The organism is Flavobacterium psychraquaticum (genome assembly GCF_034497725.1).
GTDB lineage: Bacteria > Bacteroidota > Bacteroidia > Flavobacteriales > Flavobacteriaceae > Flavobacterium > Flavobacterium psychraquaticum.
This window is the reverse complement of the sequence record NZ_JAXKVR010000030.1, coordinates 405,586-426,952: the sequence shown is the minus strand read 5'-3', so window position 1 is coordinate 426,952 and position 21,367 is coordinate 405,586. Positions and strand designations below refer to the sequence as shown.

Here is a 21,367-nt window from a genome sequence, read left to right as displayed (position 1 = left end):
TTAAAATAAATAGAAACCTAATTCTAGAAACATAATGAAAAGAACTACCCAAAAATTCTTATCCATACTAACCTTCTTTTTGTTAGTGACAAACGTTATTGTTGCGCAAAATTTTGTTCCTTTTACTTCGGGCAAATATACTGCATCCTTAAAAGGCGATATGTTATTAATTGGAAATAATGTGTTGAATAGAGTGCAAGGAGCAAACACTGCTAATGTACCGCACAATGTAGGAGGTAATAACAACGATTTCAATATGCAATATACAGATGTAGATAGTGATCCTACTACATTTTGTTCAAGTACTGCTGATTTAACGATCCCTTCAAAAACTACGGGATGTTACGCTATTAAATATGCAGGATTATATTGGGCAGGTATGTATAAGCAAGCTGATATAACGAGTGGAAGGGTAAATAGGGCTAACCTAAACACAGTTAAATTTAAATTGCCAGGAGCGGCTAACTACACTGATATTACGGGTAGTGTAATCTATGATTCTTTTCCATTGGATTTATCTGCAACTTCAAAAGGATATGCTAGTTATGCTAATGTGACTGCTTTAGTTCAAGGTTTAGCAGACGCTAATGGAACTTATGGTGTTGCCAATTTAATTGCGGGTTCTACTTCAAATACTTCGGCCGGCTGGACATTGTTTGTTGTGTATGAAGATCCTCTTGCTACCGCTAAAAATATAACGTTGTTTGATGGATTTAGTTCAATTAGCTCTACCGGAGGGTTGAATATTCCTATTTCTGGGTTTACAACCATACCTGTTGGGCCGGTTAGAGCAAAATTAGCTTTTTCTTCTTTAGAGGGAGATTTAGGTTTAACGGGAGATCGCTTGAGAATAAACGGTACTGCATTAAGCACTCCTAATAGAGGTGTAAATAACTTCTTTAATTCTAGTATAGATTTTGTGAATGTATTAAATAATGTAGTTCCATTTACTACAAGAAATCTTAATAGTTCCAATTTATTAGGTTTTGATGCAGGTATAATTAATGTTAACAACCCCGGAAATGGAGTAATTGCGAACGGAAGTACTACAGCTACAGTTCGATTAGAATCTAGTGGAGACGCGTACTTTTATTATATGAATGCATTTGCCGTAGAAATCATTCAGCCTCAAATTAATCTAATTAAAACTGTTAAAGATTTAGCAAATACAAATATTGGTAATGGAAACGTCAATCTTAGCCAGCAATTGTATTATGATTTAGAATTTCAAAATATTGGTAATGACAATGCTACATTTTTTACTATAACAGACGTTCTTCCTGTTAATGTAGATTTTTTACCTGCCGATTTGATTTTACCTCCTGGAGTTACTTATACTTTCAATGCAGCGACAAACACTATAGTTTTTACAATTCCTAATTCATTAGTTACACAAGGTGGCGCTCAATATCTAATTAGAATTAAAGTTAAAGTTGTTGATGATTGTAATTCGCTACGAGATGCTTGTTCAAATGAAATTAGAAATTTAGCATTTAAAACTTATAGTAGTGCTAATTCCGGTAATATTGTAGAAAATCAACAACCTAGTGCTTCTGGAATTAGCGCATGTTTAATACCGGAACCTGGAACTACAAATTTCCTTGTAGGAATTGATGATTGTAACTTTATTAGAGATGAGATTTTATGTGGAAGTTCTGTTGTGTTAACTGCTGGTTCAGGATACACAAATTATCAATGGCATAGTGGTGCACCGCCAACTGCAGCAAACATAATTCCAGGAGCAACTAACCAATCATATACAACAACAACGACAGGAACTTATTCAGTTGTGAATACAGCACCTGCTCCATGTTTGTCTATTATTGAAACAATCAATGTTATTGATTTTAATGGTGTAGTTCCAAATCCAATTATACCTTTTGCAGATCAGGTTGGATTTTGTACTAATCTTGGTTCTGATTTACCAAAAATTTTCCTTTGTGGAACTGGGGATGTTAGAGCGATTCAAACAAACATATTAAATGCAACAAGTATCATTTGGGAGAAACTAGATGAAACTAGTTGTGCTGCATCAACCATTGTAGACTGTCCAAATACAAATTCCTCGTGTGTATGGAACCAAGTAGCGACAGGTCCAAATTTTGATGCTAATGCAGCAGGACAATATAGAGTTCAAATAATATTCCAAAATGGATGTTTTAGAACTTACTATTTTAATGTATATCAAAATTTATTTACACCCACAGAAGTACATCAAGATATTATTTGTGGTACCAATGGATCGATAACGGTAAATGGTGTTCCAACTGGATATGAATATAGCTTAAGTCCAACCGGACCGTGGCAAACTACAAATATCTTTCCAATTGCAACAGCAGGAAACTATACAGTTTATGTTAGACAAGTTGGAACTGGAGTTGGAAATTGTGTTTTCACAATACCAAACATTCCAATAATTGTAAGAAATTTTACAGTAGATGTAATTCCTACACAACCATTATGTAATGGCGGACAAGGAAGTATAAGAGTTCAAGTAAATAACGTAGAACCACAATATACATATCAATTATTTTTAGGAGCTGTTTTAGTAAATTCAGCAGGGCCTATTAATTCAAATGACTATATTTTCTCTAATTTACCTTCAGGAACTTATACCGTTATCGCAACAACAACGGATGGTTGTACAAACACACAAACAGTTACTTTAACTCAGCCGGCACCGCTAACTGTAACCGCTGCAGTTACAATTCCTTTAACGTGTGGCCCTGGTGAAATAACAATTTATCCTGTAGGAGGAACTCCTCCATACGTTTATGAAGTAAGCACAATTGCAGGTTTTCAAACCACTCCGCAGTTTGAAATCTTAACAGCAGGAACTTACAACGTAACTGTTACAGATTTTAATAACTGTACGGCAACAACTACTATAGTTGTAAATCAAATTCCTGCCCCAGTATTTACAGTTTCTCAAACAAATGTTCTTTGTTATGGAAGCAATACCGGTTCAATTACATTTAATGTATCCAATACTAACGGATACTCAATTGCTTATAGCATTGATAATGGGGGAACGTTTACGACAAATCCAAGTTTTACTGGTTTAGTGGCAGGAACTTATCCAACAATAGTTCAATACACTTTAGGGGGAACAATTTGTACTACTATAGCTCAGAATATAATTATTACTGAACCAGCTACTGCTTTAACAGCATCGGGTGGTGTTTCGCAACTAGCAGGTTGTGGACCATTAGGAGAAGGAGAAGTTAGAATTACCAACCCTCAAGGTGGAATTCCTCCTTATCAATATAGTTTCAACAATGGCGTTACTTACGGTCCTACTAACACAGCATTTTTATTACCGGGTACTTATACAATTTATGTAAGAGATGCTAACCTTTGTATATTTCCAATGGTGGTAACTATAGATCCGGCACCAAACCCACCAACAATTATTGTAGATAATCCAGACTTTAATTGTAATGGTTCAGCAACATCAACTGTTACGGTTAATAATAATGGAGGCAATTTTGCTTACACTTATTTGCTTGATGGCGTACCAAACACAAATGTACCTAGTAATATTTTTGAAAACGTACCTTGTGGCCCGCATATCATAAAGGTCCAATATCAAAACTTAAATATTCCAACTTTCAGTAATTTATTATTTGAAGATTTTGGTAGAGGTGCGAGTACAACAAGTCCGGGTATAGCTACAGCATATTGTTTTAATAATCAGCCTTATCCCGCATCTACTCCGTGTGGAAATAATCTTTCTTTACCTCCATCATCTTGTGGTTCAAGAACAATTGAAGATAATCAGTACAGCGTTACGAGTGCTATTATTCCTAACAATTGTAACTGGCATCCGTATAGAGATCATACGTCAAATGCAACTGATCCAACGGGAAGATTTTTAGCAGTTAATATTGGTTCTGCAGCAGGACCTTATGGAATATTATATAGCAAAACAATCAATAATGTATTGCCTAATCAACCTGTAAACGTAGAATTATACTTAGCAAATTTATTGCGTGTTGGAGTTAATGCTGCAGATCCAGATTTTATTTTAGAATTAGTAGATACTGGTGGTAATGTTATTGCAACACAATCTACAGGTATAATTGATAATACTGTAAATAATTGGCAATTAAAAACATTAACCTTAAATCCTGGGAATAATACTACCTTAAATTTCGTAATACGTTCAGGAAGTATTTTATACAGTGGAAATGACGCAGCTATTGACGACATAAGAGTATACCAATTACCAATAGCTTGTATTACAGAAGTCGATTTTCCAATTAATATTGCTTGTGGTCAGGCCTTTACTGCCGCAGTTACTAGTTCTTCAAACGCAACTTGCAATGGAGCAAATAATGGTCAAATCACAATCGCTGCAACAAACTTTGACGCAGCAGGTTTTTATTATTCATTAGACGGCGGTCCTTTCATATTACAAGCAACGTCACCTCTAGTTTTAACAGGTCTTAGTGCTTCAACTCATACTGTTTTAGTTCAGTATGATTTAACCGCAACTCCTTGTGCTTTCCCATTAAGTCAAGTAATTACTCAGCCATCTGTCTTGGTTACAAATGCTACAATAATTTCACCTGCAACTTGTATAGTGGGTGCAACATTACAAGCAACTGCAACGGGTGGTACTTTAAATTATCAGTACCAATTGCAAGATGATTTAGGTAACATAATTGTTGCTTATCAAACAAACAATACGTTTACAAACATTCCTCCTGGAAATTATATTATTAACGTTCGTGATGCAAACGGTTGTATTGACCCAATTGATACGGTTTTAGTTGTACCTGTAGCACCTACGCCAACAGCAACAATAACATCGAATTTGTGTATTGGAACAACACCAACATTTATTACTGTAAATGCAACCAGCGGAACAGCTCCTTATCAATATAGTTTAAACGGTGGTGTGTTTGGAACAAATAATACTTTTACAAATCTTCCAGCAGGAACTTATAACATTATTGTTAGAGATAGTTTTGGTTGTACTTATAGCGTACCATCACTAATTATAGCTCCGAAATTAGCTGCAAATGTGATTTTAACCTCTGGTTTGGATTGTACATCAACTCCAAATGCTTCTGTTACTGGAACAATTAATGGAGGAACTGCACCATATACTTATCAAGTAGTTTTCAATGGAGGAACACCTACTCCAACTGCAGGAACTCCAGTAGTAGGAACAACCTTTACTTATACAACAGCAAACGCAGGTAACTATGTTTTTATAATTACAGACGCAACTGGTTGTGCAAGTACTACGACACAAATTACAATTAACCCATTACCGGTTTTAAATCCACCTACTGTTACCGTATTAACAAATAGTAAATGTAATGGTGATAATAATGGTTCAATTTCTATTACACAAAATGGAGGTCAAGGGCCTTATATCATTAATGTTGTTAATACAACTACATCACAAGTTTTCGGGAATGTAACTACTGGTTTAAATGCGGGTATTTATACAGTTACAATAACAGATGCTAATTCTTGTACTGCTACATCAACTGTAACAATTACGGAACCAGCTCCGGTATTTTTCGATATTGTTAAAACGGATATTCAGTGTGATATAAGTGGAGCAGGAACCGTTGCTGGAAGTATTTTAGTACAAAATTTAAGTGGAGGGACACAACCTTATGAAATTGAATTAAGAAACACAGAAGGCTTTGTAGCTTCATACACTACAACTACAAATGAGGATCATGCATTTACCATTTTACAATTTGGTATTTATACGGTAACGGTAGTAGATGCAAATGGTTGCCAATTGATACAAAATAGTATTAATATGGCTTCACCACCAAACAGCTTAAATATTGATATTTCTACTGCTACTGCAAATTGTGCAACAGGAGGAACCATTATTGTAACTGTTACACCTTTAGTGGTGGGCGGACCGTACTATTTTGCAATTTATACTGGCGCACCTTATCCCCTTTATACAGGTGGTGCTCCTTATCAACCAGCAGATGTTCCAGGTGGTTTATCTTCAACTTTTACAGGATTAGCTCCAGGTGTAACTTATAGTTTCATAGTATTTGATGCTACAACTAATTGTTATTACTTCCAAACGGCTCTTGGTCCAGTTCCTACATTATCGACAATCGTAGCAACTGCAACTCCAAATAATGTTACTTGTACAGGTTTTGCCGATGGAAGTGCAAACTTGACTTTCAGTAATTACTCGGGAACTAGCGTTTCTTATCAAATATTTTCTGCATTAACGAATGCTCCAGTCGGAGTTTTAGGCACTTCAGCTGGATTAACGGGTGCTCCAGTTACAATTAATAATTTTGGAACTTTGGCTCCAGGGACGTATTACATATTATTGACTGAAAATAATGGACCTTTTAATGGTTGTTCACAAACTACTGCTAACTTTGTTATTTCACAATCTCCGGTTTTGTTGTCATTGGTTGCAAATGTTACTAAAAATGATAATTGTAATGCCAATGCAGGTCAAATAACGGTTACTGCTTCAAACGGTACTCCAGTTTACTCATACCAAATTGTGACTGCTGGTGGAACAGCTCCAACCGCCGCTACATGGGCGGGTCAGGCTTCAAATGTGTTTAATGTGGAAGGCGGGTCTTACGATGTTTACGTAAAAGATGCTTACAACTGTATTCAAATGGTGAATGTGCCATTGGTTCCTACAGATAGTAATCCAGCAATTACTCTAACGTTAGAAGCAACTACTTTGTGTAATTCAGTAGATGGAAATTACAGCATACGAGTAACACGAACAACAGGTTTAGGAATTGCTCCTTATACGTATAGTGTGGATGGTGGAACATTCACTTCATACACTGAAGATGCTTCAAATTCATTTGTTATTGCGGGATTAAATTCTGGAACACATACCGTAATCATAAGAGATGTTAATGGTTGTACTTTTTCGCAAAGTATTACTATTTTACCTCCAGTCACTGGAACCGCAACGGCGACGATTGCTGCAACTGCTAATTGTGGTGTAAGCGATGGTATTGTTACTGTGGCTGCATCAGGTGGTTCTGGCAGTTATACGTATAGTATTTCACCCAATCCGGGAGCAATAATAACCCTTTCAGGAAATGTATTTTCAAATGTACCTGCAGGTGTTTATACTGTAACTGTTACAGATAATACAACTAGTTGTACGTTTAATATCCCAGTTACAATTGCTGCACCAGCACCAGTTACTTTTATTACTAATGCAATAGCGACGACTTGTAACGGTGTTGCTAATGGTAGTATTGTTGTGATTTTAGGTGCAGGTAATAACAACCCTCCATATAGTTATCAAATTACTGGTCCGGTTAACTTAACACAAAGCTCAAACGTGTTTAATGGCTTACCAGCAGGTGCTTATACAATTACTGTAACTTCAGATAGAGGTTGTACTAATACGCTGAACACTACCGTAACCGAGCCTGCTGCTATTGCTGTTACAGCTGCAACAGTATCAGAATTTGGTTGTACGACAGGAACAAACACTACTAATTTTGCTGCTATTACAGTAAGTGGAGTAACAGGTGGTACCTCAACTTATATCAATTATGAGTTTATTCTAGGTGGTTCAATTGTACAAAGTGGTACTAGTAACGTTTATACAGAATCTAATTTATTAGGTGGCACATATACTATAAACGTATATGACAACAATGGATGTTTCGGAACCACTACAGCAACAATTCTTCCATTTATTTCAATTGCTACTCCGTCAGTTAGCGTAACAAATCCAATTACTTGTACAACCAATGAAGAAATCACAATAAACGTTGTAAGTACAGGAGGGATTCCTACTTTATCTTATCAGGTAGTGGGTCTTGGTAATACTTACAGTGTAGGGCCACAAGCTTCTCCGATTTTCACAGGATTAGGAGTTGGAAATTATGAAGTTACAGTAACGAATACAGATACTGGATGTAGTGTTAAAACAATTCACTACGTATTCAGTCCAAATACTTTTAATGTAAATGTGACGGTAAGTAATAATGTAACTTGTTTTGGTGGCACGAACGGAAGTATAGTTGTTAATTTTATTGATAACGATCTTACTCCTACAAATGATGCCGGACCTTTTACTTACACTATTACAGACCAATTAGGTAATCCAGTTGCAAATGGAACTACAACTTCTGCAGGTCCTGAAAACATTAATAATTTAGCAAGTGGTATTTATCAACTGCAAGCTACATTGATAGGTTCTCCATTTTGTACAGTAAGTACAAACTTTACTATTACGCAACCAGCAGCACTTTTACAAATATTTGCTAACAGCACGCCGATTACTTGTGTTGCAACAGCAGATGATGGAACAATTAGTGTTTCTGCTTTAGACGGTTGGGGCGCACCTTATGAATTCCAATTAGAACTAGGTGCTACAATTATTAGTCCTTGGTCTGCCACTTCATATTTTACGGGTATTGCACCAGGAACTTATACTGCTAGCGTTAGAGATGCTTTAGGTTGTCCAGTTTCTACGACAATCGTTTTAGCGGTTCCGACTCCTATTAATGCGACTATAAACGGTACTAATGCTAACCTTTTATGTTTTGGTGCTACCAATGGTATAATAACGGTAACTGGTGTTACTGGTGGCGCAGGTAGTGGTTATTTATATAGCTTAGTAAATGTTGGAACAGGAGTTACTTCTGCACCACAAACAAGTAATGTTTTTGAAAACTTAGGTGCAGGAACTTATAACGTAATTGTTTCTGATTCCTTCACATGTAGTGCTCCTACAGGACTTATTACAATTACTGAGCCAGCAACTATTGTCTCAGCTCAATTAACAGCAACGGCACCAACTTGCTTAATTCCGTCTACAATTACATTGTCTGCGTCTGGAGGAACAGCACCATATAGTTACAGTACAACAGCAGGCGGGCCATACACAACTTTTACCGGTTCAGTAAGTTTTACCGTAGCACCGGGTACTTATCAATATTATGTGATCGATGCTAATAATTGTTTAGAGATAGATAGAAGTATAGAGGTTTTACCTGTAATTCCTGTATCTGTTCAGGTTGATACCACTAACGCTATTATTTCTTGTAACGGAGGAACTGCTACAATTACAGCTACGGCTACGAACGGTTTAGGTGGTTACATTTATACACTTAATCCGTCCCCAGCGGGAGTTATTGAAAACAACGGTGTGTTTCAAAATGTACCTGCTGGAACTTATACTGTTACCGTAACTAGCGGGGATTGTGTAGGTAATTCATCATCATTTACAATTACGGAACCAACTCCAATTGTCTATACAAGTTCTTTTACTAATGTTACTTGTAATGGGTTAAATAATGGTAGTATCACTGTTGTTGCAACTGGAGGAACAGGAACAATTCAATATTCAATATCGTCTAATCCGCTTGTAACTGTTAATAACGGAACGTTTACAAATTTGGCACCAGGAAATTATACGGTTGCCGTTCAAGATCAGGCAGGATGTTTCTTAACACCAATTTCTTTCACAATAACAGAACCAGCGTCAATAATTCTAGCGGCTTTAAATATCGCTCCAGAGCTTTGTTTTGAAGATGGTACTGACTTCACTTTCACATTAACTGGCGGTACAGTAACAGCAACCGTTGGATATACTGTAAGTGTAAATGGAGGTGCTTTAACGCAAACTTCATTAACTGGCGACTTTAGTTTCTTAGACTTGCCTGCGGGAACTTATAACTTCGCTGTAACAGATGCAAATGGTTGTAGTAATTTTCAATTCACTCAAATTTTTGCTCCAGGTGTTGATATTCAACCAATTGTAGTTATTGATCCTAATTGTACTGGAAATATACCAACAAACATTGTTACAGTTGATGTAAACCCTGCTGTTCCTTTAACTGAATTCACGTTTAGTTTAGACGGCGCAACGGCTGCTTCTACTAATGTATTCGCACCAGTCGCACCAGGAATACACACAGTGGTTGTAAATCACATATCAGGATGTAGTGAAACTATTACTTTTGATGTTATAGCTTATGATGCGTTAGTATTGACTTTAGCGCAAACAGGGTTAAATCAATTCACAGCAACAACAAGCGGTGGCGCTGGTGGAAATGAGTATATTCTTAACGGCCAAGATGTAGGTTCAACTTCAGTGTATACAATTTACCAAACAGGAAATTATACAGTAACTGTTATTGATGATAATGGTTGTGAGGATACACAAACAATTTTTATGACATTTTATGATGTTACTATTCCAAACTATTTTACGCCAGATGGTGATGGAATTAATGATGGATGGTCGCCAATATATACTGAAGGTTTCCCTAATTTAGTAGTGTATATTTTTGACAGATACAGTAGAAAAGTAGTAACATTAAAACAAGGAGATTCTTGGGATGGAACATATAATAACAAACCACTCCCAACAGGTGATTACTGGTATGTTATTAAATTAAACGGTGATTCAGATACGAGAGAATTTATAGGGAATTTCACACTATACAGATAAACCAGAGACAACATAATTTATTTTAAGGTTGTAAAGCCAAATCATCATTTAAAGATATCTCATGAAAAATATACTTAGCCTAACAATTATTTTATTATCCTTTTTTAAAGGGTTTGGACAGGAACTTTCGGTTCCTGCCCAAACCCAATATTTAGCCGATAATCCTTTTCTAATATCTCCTGCTTATGCGGGAATAGGAGACAATGCCAGAATTCGATTAAATGGATTAACGCAATGGGTTGGTGTAAAAGATGCACCAATGAATCAGTCATTATCTGGAGATTTCAGGATTGCTAATACAACAGGTGTTGGTATTAACCTATACAACGATAAGAATGGAAATACCAGACAATATGGCGCTAAATTATCTTATGCACATCACTTAATTTTAGATCAAAACTCTGAGCAATATCTCTCTCTAGGTTTGTCTTTTAACTTAAATCAGTTTAAAATTGAAATCGAAAATTTTGATAATAATTTAGACCCAGCCATAAATGGGAATCGATTCAATCAAAATTATAACTTCGATGTTGGATTTTTATATCGAATTAAGGCTTATTTTTTCGCCTTTAATGCGTCAAACATATTGCCTAAAAACATAGACGATTTTAGTAAAATTGAACCTAATTTGTTAGCCAATTATCAAGTTTATACTGGTTTTAATATTGCAAGTTCAAGTTCAGATGTTGAATTTGAACCATCAGTGCTTTTTCAATACTTTCAGAGTGACGGAAGATCAACTACCGATTTAAATTTTAAAGTAAAATATCACCAATACGAAGATTATTACTGGGCAGGAATCACGGCAAGAGTTTTTAACGATCAATCTTTTACACCAGCAACTATAGGACCAATGGCCGGGTTGAAAAACAAAAATTTCTACGTTGGATATTCCTACCAAATAAACACTAACGACCTACTTCCTTACAACTCAGGAACGCATATGATAACGCTAGGTTTCGATTTCCTTCAAGGGCTAAGCAATTGTCCGTGTACTCAGAATAGAATTATCTACTAGATAATTACTTCAAAAACCAGTTAATCTTCAGTATTAACTGGTTTTTTTATTTGTTATAATTTCTACAATTGCGCGTTATTTCAGTTTTTATAATATATCGTAGAGCTCTGTTTTATCGCTTTCTTTTTTTATCTTTAAACTTCTACTTGAATTTTCAATTTAGTAATTTGTTGTTGTAATAAACTTTAAAAATTTGCTAAATATGATATTTGTTATAAAGATTTAGAATACAATAATTTATATTTGCAATCATTCGAATTAAATTCCAACTAATGAAAACACTAAACGACTTCAATTTTAATACTAAAAAAGCAATAATCAGAGTAGACTTTAATGTGCCTTTAGATGAAAACTTTAAAGTAACCGATTCCACGCGAATAGAGGCCGCGAAGCCAACTATTGATAAAATATTGAAGGACGGTGGCAGTGTAATCTTAATGAGTCATTTAGGAAGACCAAAAGGCGTTGAAGAAAATTATTCTCTAAAACATATTCTCGCCAAAACAGAAGAAGTTTTAGGTCAGAAAGTGAAGTTTGCATCAGATTGTATTGGTGAAGAAGCTGAATCTGCTGCCAAGAAGTTGCAATCGGGCGAAATTTTACTACTAGAAAACCTACGTTTTCATCCAGAAGAAGAAAAAGGAGATGTTGTTTTTGCTAAAAAATTAGCTTCTTTAGGTGATATTTATGTCAATGATGCTTTCGGAACAGCACACAGAGCACACGCTTCAACTACTATAATTGCACAATTTTTTGATGGAGCAAAGTGTTTTGGGCTTTTATTAGCTAAAGAAATTGAAAGTATTGAAAAAGTGCTGAAAAATTCAGAAAAACCGGTTGTAGCGATTTTAGGCGGAAGTAAAGTTTCTTCAAAAATTACGGTCATAGAAAATATTTTAGACAAAGTAAATCACATCATTATTGGTGGCGGAATGACCTTTACATTCATAAAAGCATTGGGTGGAAAAATTGGCAATTCAATTTGTGAAGATGACAAATTAGAATTAGCTATTGAAATATTAAAACAAGCCAAAGAAAAAGGAGTTCAAATTCATTTACCTGTAGACGTTATTGCGGCAGATTCATTTTCAAATGAAGCAAAAACACAAATTGTAGATGTAAACCACATTCCTGATGGATGGCAAGGTTTAGACGCAGGTCCAAAATCAATAGTAATCATAAAACAAATTATACTAGATTCAAAAACAATTCTGTGGAATGGTCCATTAGGTGTTTTTGAAATGGAAAATTTTGCAAAAGGTACTATTGCATTGGGCGATTACATTGCAGAGTCAACAGCAAACGGGGCTTTTTCGTTAGTGGGTGGTGGCGATAGCGTAGCTGCAGTGAAACAGTTTGGTTTTGAAGATAAGATGAGTTACGTTTCTACCGGTGGTGGGGCGATGTTAGAAATGCTGGAAGGAAAGAACCTACCTGGAATTGCAGCGATTTTAGATTAATAATACAATAATAATCTGATAATTAAGTTATTAGATACAACACTCCCCAAACAACAACAATAATGAAAAAATTAGTATACCTAACACTTTTGGTTTCAATGATTGGTTTTGCGCAAGAAAGCATTCCGGTAAATCCATTGATTTTAAATAAAGTAAGTTATTTAGATTCACTAAAAACCACATTTGTAAATCATTCTACCAGCAATTGTATCGACGAAAGATGGTTGTCTGAACTTAGCAACATCGAACTGTCTGAAGGAATGTTTTCTGATATTTCCGATATCGATATCGATAATGCAGTTTCCTATGATTTATCTACAGAATTATTAAAAAAACGCTTGAAAAAGTTAGATGCAAAATCACCTTTTAATATCGAATATAATCCAGCTTTAGAAAATACAATTAAGTCTTTTTTAAAGAATAGAACCAAAGCATTTGAACGTTTAATGGCTATTTCAGAATATTATTTTCCAATGTTTGAGGAGCATTTAGCAAAATATGATGTTCCGTTAGAAATTAAATATTTAGCAATTGTAGAATCTGCTTTAAATCCAAAAGCTAAATCTAGAGTAGGTGCCTCTGGTTTGTGGCAATTTATGTATCCTACCGGGAAACAATTTAATTTAGAAGTGAATTCTTATGTAGATGAGCGTTATGATCCGTTAAAAGCAACAGAAGCGGCTTGTCAATATTTGTCAAGTTTGTATGGTATTTTTGGTGATTGGAGTATGGTTTTAGCATCATACAATGCCGGTCCTGGAAATGTTTCAAAAGCAATTCGTAGATCGGGCGGAAGCCAAAATTATTGGAATATTCGTAAAAACTTACCTCGTGAAACAGCCAATTACGTTCCGGCATTTTTGGCAACGATGTATATTTATGAGTTTAAAAAAGAGCACGGTTTGCAACCTAAAAAAGCAGCCGTAACTTATTTTGAAACCGACACAATAATGGTTAAGAAACAGATGACATTCACTCATATCTCAGACTTGTTAGACATTCCTGTGGAGCAAATAGAGTTTTTAAACCCAATATATAAATTAAATGTCATTCCATACACAGAAGACAAACCTCATTTTTTGAGATTACCCAAAAACAAAATGGGACTTTTCGTTTCTAATGAAGAAAAAGTGTACGCCTATCTAGAACATTTAGACACCTATAAAGAAAAAATAGCCTATGAAGCGGTAGTAGAAAACGTAAACAATACAACTACAAGTTCTTCACAAAGAAAATTGCAATATCACACGATTAGATCAGGTGAAAGCGTAGGAAAAATTGCAGATAAATATAATGTTTCCGTTGCAAATTTAAAATCTTGGAATCGTATTAAAGGAAATAACATTCAAGCAGGAAAAAAATTAAAAATTTATTCAGACAAATATGTAGCTACTAAAACAGTCGCTAAAGCAAGTAAAAACGGGAGTTATATAGTGCAATCTGGAGATTCTTTATACTCTATTGCGAAACAATTTCCAGGCATTTCGGCAGACGACATAAAAAAGTGGAACGATATTAGCGGTGACAATATTCAACCAGGTATGAAATTGAAAATTAACGGATAATATTTTTTTATGAAACAACTAGCCATTCTTTTTTTAACAGCGTTAACTTTTATTTCTTGCAAAGATAATGCGACAGAAGCCAAAGCCATTTTATCAGACTCTAACGGAAAAATGAGTAATGTTTCGATCATTATTGATGACAATTATTGGAACGGAGAAATTGGCGACAGTATCAGAAAGAAATTTGCAGCTCCGGTTGATGGTTTGCCGCAAGAAGAGCCTTTGTTCACCTTAAATCAATATCCTACCAAAGTTTTTGAAGGGTTTGTTAGAAAAAGCCGCAACATCATCATCATCAGTAAATCAAATAAAACCGGATTTTCCGCTACTAAAGACGCTTATGCTAAACCGCAAAATGTTTTTTTAATCTCGGGTAAAACTACGGAAGATGTTTTAAAATTGTTGGAAGAGAAGTCGGCGGAAATTATTAAAACTATCAAAGCTTCTGAAATTATTGAGAATCAAGTTCGAATGACGAAATCCTTAATTAGCGATGCCCAAATTCAAAAGAAATTTGGAGTGAGCTTAAAAATAGGTTTTGGTTACAAATATGATATGGTCAAAGATAAGTTCATTTGGCTTAGAAAAGAGTTCACCTCTGGATACAACAGTATTTTAATTTACGAAGTTCCTATTGAGCAAATAGAAAAAGACGGTAATGTTATTGCTAATATTATTCAAATGCGCGATGCAATTGGAAAAGAAAACATACAAGGAACTTTACCAAACACCTGGATGATAACAGAAGAAGCTTATGCGCCTTATTTGTTTGATGTTCAAGTTGCAGGTAAAAAAACCTATTTAACAAAAGGAACTTGGGAATTGAAAAATGATTTTATGGCCGGACCGTTTGTAAATTATGCCATTAAAGACACTAAAAATAACCGTTATTTAATTTTAGAAGGATTTACTTACAATCCTTCTAAATCAAAACGAGATTTGGTTTTCGAATTAGAAGCCATTATTCAGTCGGTTAAATTTCTAAAATAATGTTAAGTTCCCTTTTAAAGGGGACTTTTTTTTTACTTTTACTTATCGTTTTAAAATACATCGAGATGAAAACAAATTTTAGAATTAATTGCAGTGCTTTATTTTTGTTAATTGCATTTTCAGCTTCAGCACAATATGTAGTTAAATCTTCTGATTTAAATCAAATGGGTGCTTTGAAATTAGCCGAACAAGCGAAGTTAGAAGCACAAAAATTAGATAAAAATGTTTCCGTAGCTGTTCTTAATGCTTCGGGCGTCACACTTTTATTAGTGAAAGGCGATAACGTTGGTCCTCACAATACCGAAGCTTCGCGAAGAAAAGCATATACTTCCGTTTCCACGAAAACACCAAGTTTCGAATTGATGGAAAAAGCAGCAGCTGATCCAACTGCTACAAATTTAAACACACTTCCAGAATTGTTGTTGTTAGGTGGTGGTGTTCCTGTTTTTAAAGATGGCGAATTAGTAGGAAGTCTTGGCGTTTCTGGTGGAGGCGGTGGTGAAAATGATCACAATATTGCTAAGAAAGCCGTGGAAAGTTTAGGATTTACGATAAAAAAATAATTTTTATGAAGCAATTCACTCTTTTTTTAGCTTTAATTTTCACAATTATGATCCACGCACAAGAAGAATATATACAAGAACCCGTTCTTACTGGAAAAATGGCGGAAAAAATAGCACAGGAAGCATTCGCGCAAGCGGAAAAAGACGGTTTATTTATTACAGTAACCGTTGTGGATAAATCTGGACAAACGTTAGCGGTATTGCGACATCATAATGCAGGAGTGCATACGGTTCGTGCTAGTTATAAAAAAGCTTATACGGCAAACTCTCAAAAAAGAGAAACAGCCGAAATTGCAAAAGGCATTAAAAACGGAAGCATTCCTGAAGATGTGCGTTTTTTAGATGAGAACTTTCTAATGCTAGATGGAGGCGTTCCTATTTTCATTAACGGAAAAGTAGTCGGTGGCATTGGAGTAGGAGGAGCACATGATAGTGAAGATACAAGAATTGCTAAAGCGGGATTAAAAATGCTGACAAAATAATTATTGACCAATGCAAAAAGAATTCAAAATAAAGCGATTTAACGAACTTTCTACTTCCGAACTATATTCTTTGTTACAACTTCGGTCTGAAGTGTTTGTGGTGGAGCAAAATTGCGTTTATCAGGATGTTGACGGGAAAGACGACAAAGCAATTCACGTTCTTGGATTTTTAGACAACGAATTAGCTTCTTATTCCCGAATATTTGATAAAGGTATTTATTTTGAAGAAGCTTCAATAGGAAGAGTTGTGGTTAGCCCGAAGCACCGCGATAAAAAACTCGGTCACGATTTAATGCAGGTTTCCATCGCAGCTGTTAAGGAACATTTTAAGGAACACAATATTACCATTTCAGCACAAGAATATTTAAAGAAATTCTATGAATCACACGGCTTTGTTCAAACTTCCGAAATGTATTTAGAGGATGATATTCCGCATATTCAGATGAAGCGAAAATAGGTTTAAATTACACAAGACCGTTCTATGATTAGTAAAAAGTAACGAAAAGTATTTTCACGCCTCAATTCGTTTTTCAATTTAGGCTAAATATCTGTTTTACTGCTGCGGTTGTCTGATCTATTTTGGCAGGAGTTTATTCTATTTTGTCAAATGTCCTTTTCAATTGAGCCAATTGTTCGATTTAGAAAAGGTTTATACATTTGATATTATTGAAACAAATAGCAGTTTTGGCTTCGCCAAAACTGCTATTTGTTTAATCTGGCTTCATCCATTAAAAACGTATAACTTTTAGGAATTTGTTTACACTATTTAGTTACTTTACCTTTTAAATAAAGTACAGTGAAAGTAGGGTCTGTGTTTGCTTCTATAATTATTGATTTTTCAATTAGACCAACATCATCAGGTTCAGCTATATATTGCGCAATAATACTTGTACCTGCACCTTTTTCAATCAAAGAATCTTTAATTTTAGCAACTGTACAACCACAACTAGTTTTTAAATTTTTAATTTTTAGTGTGTTTTCAGATAAATTTTTTACGAAAAATGTTTTTTTTATTGTATCACCAACTTTTATTGTTCCAAAATTTTGAATTTTATCTATTTCAATTTCAGCAAGATGATTTGATGTTCTGTTGCAAGAAATTAATAATAATAAAAGAGTTAAAAAAAAAGCTATTTTTCATTTTTTATTAGTTTATAAATGTTGTTAATGTTTTCATAAGATTCTACATTAAGTCGTCCAAAATATTTAATCTTCTGATCTTTTCCAATTATCATATAATTCGGCACACTATTAAAGTTTAAAGTGTTAAATAACGATTTGTCAGAATAAAAATTTTTAAATGTGTAATTATTTATAATTTTTTCACTTTTTTCGATCTCATCTTTAGATTGATAGATATTAATTGAAAAAAACGCTACTTCAGTATCATTTTTAAAATCATTTTTTACTTTTTCGAACTTAGGAAATGATTTTATAAAATTGCCGCAGCTTAAAGACCACAAATCTATTACTAAAATTTTATTTTCATTTTTAATAATTACTTTGTCACCTTCTTTGTCTTGAAGATTTAATATAGGAACGAATTTATTAATATTAACATTTTGCTCTTTTGATAAATAATATAACTCTATTAAATTACTGTAATTATAAACCAATAGCAAATAGATAATTGAATATAAAATTATTATACTTTTTTTGTTCAAAGATTTATAAATTAAAATGCCAAAAGATGTTGAAACCAAGTACATGATGTAATCCAATATACCAGGCATAGTTAACTTCATATAAAAGCCATAACAAGTTGTGAGTGTTAGAAGAAAAAATGGAAAAAAAAGTAAAAACAAGCCCTTTTTTTTAAATGGGTTTGTTTTTAGTAAATAATAAGTGAAAATGAAATTAATAATCCCGATTATCAAAAAATTGAAAAATAGCCCATTAGCTCTCCCCATAAAATTAATATAGTAAAGAACTAAAACTAATATTAAAAATATTATTTTATTTTTCATTTTTTATTAAGCAACTGATTGTTTAATTATTTTCCTGATAGCTAATTTTGTAATCTCAGGTAATTTTCAAAATCCTACAAAATAATCACAAAAAGTGTAGAACCATCTTGTGATAGTCGTTTCCAATTTCAACCTATTAGGATGCTAACCGTTTCTTCTTACCCTTACTTAGTTCAGTTTTCTGTCTGCAAGCGATTTTCCGACAACGCTGGTCAAAATTTTCTGCTAACGTCCTACGGCTTAAAGCAGTAGCGAGTAAATATAAACAAACCTTAGATTATGCACCAAGCATTGCAAATACAAAAACGACTTTCAGATTTACCCGAAAGCCGCTATTGATTTAAACCGTTGTTGCAAGAGGTTTTTATATACAGTTTTATTGCTTTGTAAGTACAATACTAGTTGGAATATTATAATCTGGCGGTTCGTTATCTAATCTCAAACCAGAAGGACGTACAACTTCCCAATTTGCAGTTAAAGGACACGTTAAACAGGAAATTGTATTTAATGTAATGCTAAGGTCGCCCCATTTTGATTTTGTAGTGTCTAAGTAGGTGTGATCAATTAATTCTCCTCCTAAAATAGAATTCGGATATACTGACGCATAAAACCCCGGTTCCCATTGAAAATTGCCTAATGGAGCAAGATCAGATGAATATTCTATAACTTCCATACCGTTATTTATATTTACTTTAAAGTATCTTCCCATTAAAGGAGCTGACTCCACATGACCCGATGAGTTTGGCGAAATAATCACTCTAAATATAGAATTACCAGTTTGATTTTCCCAAGTACCAATGAATGCTTGTGTTTGTGAAAAAGATGCAATTGAAATGAAAAGCATTAAGATTGTAAATGTATTTTTGAAATTTGTATTTTTCATAATATTTATATTTTTAAATTATGGACAATTTTGTCTTGTTGGTGTATTATTTCCATTTTTTGTAACTGTTTTAAAACTTTCAAAATTATCTGTCGATTCTAAAAGTGTAATACCTAAATCCGCTTCTTCCATAAAATTAAGAAATTCTTTTAATACATTTTCATTGTCGGTATCTGTTTCTTTTATTTTTCTCAATGGATTACTTGGTTTGTAGTATTTTTCATAAATTGGTCTAAATATATCTTTAGACGCATAATATTTATTAGTATCGCTAGGATTAACATTTGCAAAACTCCCTTTAGTACTGTAAAAGAAAAAATCTAATAACTTATCTTTATTTTCTATGGTAAAAGCATATTGTGTGCCTTTTTTAGTTGGCAAATAAGCTACAAACTGTGAAGCATCAATTTTGTTTTTATCTAATAATACTGCAACAGTTAATAAGTCAGCAATTGAAAAAACGGATAAAGTTCCAGGAGGAATATCGGGATGATTGTGTGCAATTGAAATATATTTGTTAACAGGATTTAAAGGAATCCCTACAGATGGATTATTTGCATTTCCTTGAATTTCAGTGGGTGTTGCTTCATTTTCAAAATTAAGAACTGCTTTTTCGTGAGATAAAGCCAAATTTGCTGGGCTACCCAAACCCTGTACTTTAGTTTTGAAAGAAGGTTTTGACTCAAGTACCGAATTTGCTTTCTCACAAGGAGTAGTGCTTGGTGAAGGGTTATTAGTTACCGCTCCACTTCCTCCGCCGTTATAATTAAAAATTGGGTCTTGGAATGAAAGGTCATCATCCTCTTCGGGATCATTAATCACTATAAACTCTACCCTTGTAGTAACACAAAGTTTACACATATCGCACCTGCCAGTTGTCTTGCATTTTCCAGTGTTTGTGCAGTGATAGTAGGTGGTTTCTGCAAATCCAGAAATTGTACGAGCCATTATTCCATTCGGTAATCCTGCACTTTGATAAACTTTCTCTATTGATGAAAATAGTTTTCCATTGATAGGAGTACTATTTTTTGTGAGCAGAAAGATGGAAGTTTCCCACTCGTTGTCAATTTTAGAAATGACCAGATTATAAACGTCATTTGGATTTTCAGAGTTATCTATAGGATAAATTCTAAAAGAAAAACGATAATTCTCCATTATTTAAAATACACTGATTGATAAAAGTGGTATCGATTGAAAAATCCGATAAGGAATAGTTTTTATTTCTGCCTTGCAGTCTATTTGCACTGATTTTTTCTTTTAAAAATGAGTTCACATCTTTAATCGTGGTTGTTCGTATAAAAAAGTCAGAACTTACCTCATTTGGTGCTTTCCCATGTGAATGGTTGGCTTTCCGATTCTGTGATAGAATCATTTTCACAACTGATTGCCGTAAGGAATAGAAAAATTCCCAACAACTGAATACTTTTTTTAATTTTGCTTTTCATGCTTTAACGTTGGTTTGGTTAATAAATAATTTTCATCTTTATTCAAGAGTTTTTCAGCAATAGTGAGGTAAAATCTCTTGCAACACATATATACACCAAACTCAAATAATTTAACAGTTTAAAAAAACATATTTTAAATATTGAATTTTATCTTTAGCAATTTATAAAATCTTTTCTCATTCCTCTTACAGATTGTCTGTACATTTTCATTTATTTTTCCCAATGTTTGCTGAGATTTTTGTTTAAAAAAAGTGATTTGATGAAAATAAAAACGCTACAAATATGGATTTTGAAAATAATTTTGTTCTGTAATTCTATTCTTATAATTTATAACTCACTGTCAACAAAACCACTCGTGGCAAAATGTAAGTAGTGGAACTCGAAATCATAAAATCAGAAAAAGAATTGTTGATTTTCGTACCATTATTCAAGTAGTTTTGTGCCGAAAGTTCAAAACGAAAGGGATTGTTTTTTTTCTGAAAACTCAAATACGCATTAGCAATTCTAAAATCGGTGGTTAAATTGTTACTGTTTTCGTTGAATG

General features: G+C 34.0%; 13 protein-coding genes. 8 read left to right on the top strand and 5 right to left on the bottom strand.

What is annotated here, in order from left to right:
* Positions 1 to 34 precede the first annotated feature (34 nt).
* The 8 genes from T1L09_RS11635 to T1L09_RS11600 all read left to right on the top strand — a co-directional run bounded on the left by T1L09_RS11635 (position 35) and on the right by T1L09_RS11600 (position 16,985).
* Positions 35 to 10,450, top strand: a complete 10,416-nt coding sequence (locus tag T1L09_RS11635) for a T9SS type B sorting domain-containing protein (RefSeq protein WP_322551134.1) — start codon at positions 35 to 37, stop codon at positions 10,448 to 10,450.
* 61 nt (positions 10,451 to 10,511) lie between these two features.
* A complete protein-coding gene (locus T1L09_RS11630) occupies positions 10,512 to 11,468 on the top strand; it encodes a PorP/SprF family type IX secretion system membrane protein (RefSeq protein ID WP_322551133.1) in 957 nt (318 codons plus the stop codon).
* 272 nt (positions 11,469 to 11,740) lie between these two features.
* Entirely contained in the window at positions 11,741 to 12,928 is a 1,188-nt protein-coding gene (locus T1L09_RS11625) for a phosphoglycerate kinase (protein WP_322551132.1), read from the top strand.
* 62 nt (positions 12,929 to 12,990) lie between these two features.
* On the top strand, positions 12,991 to 14,493 hold the full coding sequence (locus T1L09_RS11620; protein WP_322551131.1) for a lytic transglycosylase domain-containing protein: 1,503 nt from the start codon (positions 12,991 to 12,993) through the stop codon (positions 14,491 to 14,493).
* A 9-nt stretch (positions 14,494 to 14,502) separates the two neighbouring features.
* Entirely contained in the window at positions 14,503 to 15,483 is a 981-nt protein-coding gene (locus T1L09_RS11615; protein WP_322551130.1) for a DUF4837 family protein, read from the top strand.
* 65 nt (positions 15,484 to 15,548) lie between these two features.
* Entirely contained in the window at positions 15,549 to 16,046 is a 498-nt protein-coding gene (locus tag T1L09_RS11610) for a GlcG/HbpS family heme-binding protein (RefSeq protein WP_322551129.1), read from the top strand.
* A 5-nt stretch (positions 16,047 to 16,051) separates the two neighbouring features.
* The gene (locus tag T1L09_RS11605) at positions 16,052 to 16,528 is read left to right on the top strand and encodes a GlcG/HbpS family heme-binding protein (protein WP_322551128.1); all 477 of its coding nucleotides are present in this window, start codon (positions 16,052 to 16,054) and stop codon (positions 16,526 to 16,528) included.
* Between the two features lie 10 nt (positions 16,529 to 16,538).
* Positions 16,539 to 16,985: a GNAT family N-acetyltransferase gene (locus tag T1L09_RS11600; protein WP_322551127.1), complete on the top strand. Its 447-nt coding sequence runs from the start codon at positions 16,539 to 16,541 to the stop codon at positions 16,983 to 16,985.
* 305 nt (positions 16,986 to 17,290) lie between these two features.
* On the opposite strand, the gene T1L09_RS11595 is transcribed toward T1L09_RS11600, so the two are convergent.
* The 5 genes from T1L09_RS11595 to T1L09_RS11575 form a co-directional block, all read right to left on the bottom strand.
* Complete coding sequence (locus T1L09_RS11595; RefSeq protein WP_422718579.1) at positions 17,291 to 17,587, bottom strand: DUF1573 domain-containing protein; 297 nt, start codon at positions 17,585 to 17,587, stop codon at positions 17,291 to 17,293.
* A 71-nt stretch (positions 17,588 to 17,658) separates the two neighbouring features.
* Entirely contained in the window at positions 17,659 to 18,495 is an 837-nt protein-coding gene (locus T1L09_RS11590; RefSeq protein ID WP_322551126.1) for a TlpA family protein disulfide reductase, read from the bottom strand.
* Between the two features lie 376 nt (positions 18,496 to 18,871).
* Positions 18,872 to 19,378, bottom strand: a complete 507-nt coding sequence (locus T1L09_RS11585) for a hypothetical protein (RefSeq protein WP_322551125.1) — start codon at positions 19,376 to 19,378, stop codon at positions 18,872 to 18,874.
* 18 nt (positions 19,379 to 19,396) lie between these two features.
* Complete coding sequence (locus tag T1L09_RS11580; protein WP_322551124.1) at positions 19,397 to 20,533, bottom strand: hypothetical protein; 1,137 nt, start codon at positions 20,531 to 20,533, stop codon at positions 19,397 to 19,399.
* Positions 20,508 to 20,750, bottom strand: a complete 243-nt coding sequence (locus tag T1L09_RS11575; RefSeq protein ID WP_322551123.1) for a hypothetical protein — start codon at positions 20,748 to 20,750, stop codon at positions 20,508 to 20,510. The genes T1L09_RS11580 and T1L09_RS11575 overlap by 26 nt, the downstream gene beginning before the upstream one ends.
* Positions 20,751 to 21,367: the final 617 nt, after the last annotated feature.